General features: G+C 57.0%; 1 protein-coding gene. It reads right to left on the bottom strand.

The window, feature by feature from the left end:
• Positions 1 to 78: 78 nt before the first annotated feature.
• Complete coding sequence (locus PLN84_RS13135) at positions 79 to 2,208, bottom strand: hypothetical protein (RefSeq protein ID WP_348532178.1); 2,130 nt, start codon at positions 2,206 to 2,208, stop codon at positions 79 to 81.
• Positions 2,209 to 2,302 lie beyond the last annotated feature (94 nt).

Below are 2,302 nucleotides of genomic sequence, written 5' to 3'. Positions count from 1 at the left end.
TTTTTTGAGGAACGGGGGGAACAGTGTTTACTGTTCCCCCCGGCCGTGTTTAAAACGGCAATTGATCTTTCGTCATTTTTACGGACACTTTTCGATGGCGATGGCTTTCATCTGTTCACGATAATAGATGAAGTATCGCCCGTTGCGCACATGAGCGTAAGCCCACAGCTTAAGTGCGAAGGCACAGGTAGTATCCAGGCCTGCAAGCATGCCGGTTCCCGGCGCGGGGGCTGCCGTTCCTCCGGAGACAGTCTTGTTGATGCTGCCCGGCAGTCCGTTATTGGAAGTACCGCTGTCGAGATAATGGATCGTCGGATTGACGCCCTTTGTATAATAAAAGCCCCAGGAACGCAGCCGGTTGTTTTCTTGTGAGACCTGCACCTGGAAGTCCAGCGACAGGGCGGGGTTCCAGGGAATGACGCCGCACTCGTTTATCACCGCGGGAATAGTGAGTTCCACCTCCGGCGCCTTGTTGTCCAGGGTGATGACCAGGTCGCAGCGATCCAGCATCGGCGGCAGCACCGCCGGCGGGGAAACTGTGCCGTCGCGGTAGTCTACGCCCATCGCTGAGGTAAGTTTGAGGCCGTTCTGATCAAACACTTCCAGCCGCAGGATGTATTTGCCTGTATCTGCTTCGGCCAGCCAGCTGTACCAGGTGCCGAGCCAGTCCGGATTATACCAGTAGTAATCACTGAAATTGCGCACTTCATAGAGGGCCGGTACGCCGCTGATCGTCTTGGGTCCCAGGGTATGGGTCTCGCTGAAGAGCGTGGCTTTCGCGACGCGTGTATCCGCGAGGGCAGCGGTGACGGGGGTAAATTCGCTGCTCCCCTCCCGGGCGTAAGAGAGACGATAGTAGCGCGCCGGAGCGCCTGTGGTCAGAGCGTCGCCGAACTGGCCATAGACGAGCAGGCTTCCGCCGTAAGCAACATTACTCAACGGCGCCTCGTTGTACAGACCTGTCGCCTGGTTGATCTTGTAGACCTCGTCATCGCCGATCCGGGTGAAGAGCACCGGCGAACCGGCCGGAGGATCGTAGCAGTTGCCGTTGCCGCAGATGACCTCTTCATTGTCCAAAAACAGGTCGATATGGGCATGGGTGACGTTCCAGCGGGTACTGGTGTAGGGGTCCATGTAGATTACCGTCGGGACACCGTCGATGACCTGCGTCACCTTGATGATGATATCCGGGCGGGAATCGAAGCGCAGCCGACCGCGACGGATATGGAAGGGCCACCAGTTGAAGCAGCAGTTGAAATAGCCGTCGCAATCGGTCGTGGTTTCACACACCTCTGCCCTGCTGTAAAAGCAGAACGGAAAGATGAGCCATGGTGCGATCTTGGAGGTGAGGGTTAGTTTGTCCAGCCGGGCCGCGATGCTGCCGTCCATCAGGCGGGCTTCGCCCACACGGGTGAAGGCAGGTTGCGACACTGTGGAAACTGTTTCCGTCAATGTGGCAGCCGCCTGGATAGAGCGCGTGAATGTTACCGACGGAATATCCGGCGGCTCAGGCTGCGGGCCAAGACTAGCCAGTCCCGTTCGCAGGGCGCCAATGCCGGCAGACGCCGTCGACATTGCTTTCAGGTTCAACTCCGGCGCCGGGTCGGGGCCAGGGAAAGGTTTTACTAAAACGGGTGGTTCCTTGAGCAGATCGGGGATGCGAATTACCGGCCTGTCCAGCAGCAGTTCCCACCACTTGCGCAACGGCGGCCAGAAACAATTTTCGCGGTCAACATCGTAGATCTCGACCTTCACAAAGGGGACGGGACAGATATTGGTGACGCCGTCGGCATGGCTGACCTTGCGCACATGTCCGGAGATGCAGATTTGCAGCGGCCACCAGGGAATCCAGACATCCACCGGCAGCAGAGCATCAAATCTCAGCCGGTAGTGCGCTCCTTCTCCCTTCCACTCCTTGGCCGAAAATGTCTTTTTGTAAGCGCTGGAGTGGCGGATCTGCTTGGGCATATCCGCAGGCCCCACAAAAAGGTCCACATCGGCGGGTTTCGCCAGCCGCACGGCAACCTTGTAGCCGCCTTTCTCATCGATGTCTGCGCTGCCCAACAATGATCCGGCCTTGTCGAAGACGTACGCGGCCAGTTTCAATTCCCCCGGCTGGCACTCGGGCTGTTCGCGTGAAATCTTACCTTCGATGAGAAAGCCGTTTTCTTGTCTGGAACCACTGGGCTGTTTTTTTTCGCTGTCCATTTTTTTCTCTCCTTTTTTAATACGTTTAACAGGCTGCCCTCCCAATATAAGGAGGCCCTTTTCCGTTCCAAGAAATTATTCCTGCGAATCGTTA

Source organism: Methanoculleus sp. (assembly GCF_035363275.1).
In the GTDB taxonomy this organism is placed as follows: Archaea; Halobacteriota; Methanomicrobia; order Methanomicrobiales; family Methanoculleaceae; genus Methanoculleus.
Note: the sequence above shows the minus strand (reverse complement) of the source record. Positions and strands in the feature narration are given on the sequence as shown.

Bases quoted from the DNA above. Each gene is read 5' to 3' on its own strand.
- PLN84_RS13135 (WP_348532178.1), bottom strand. From the start codon at position 2,208: ATGGACAGCGAAAAAAAACAGCCCAGTGGTTCCAGACAAGAAAACGGC.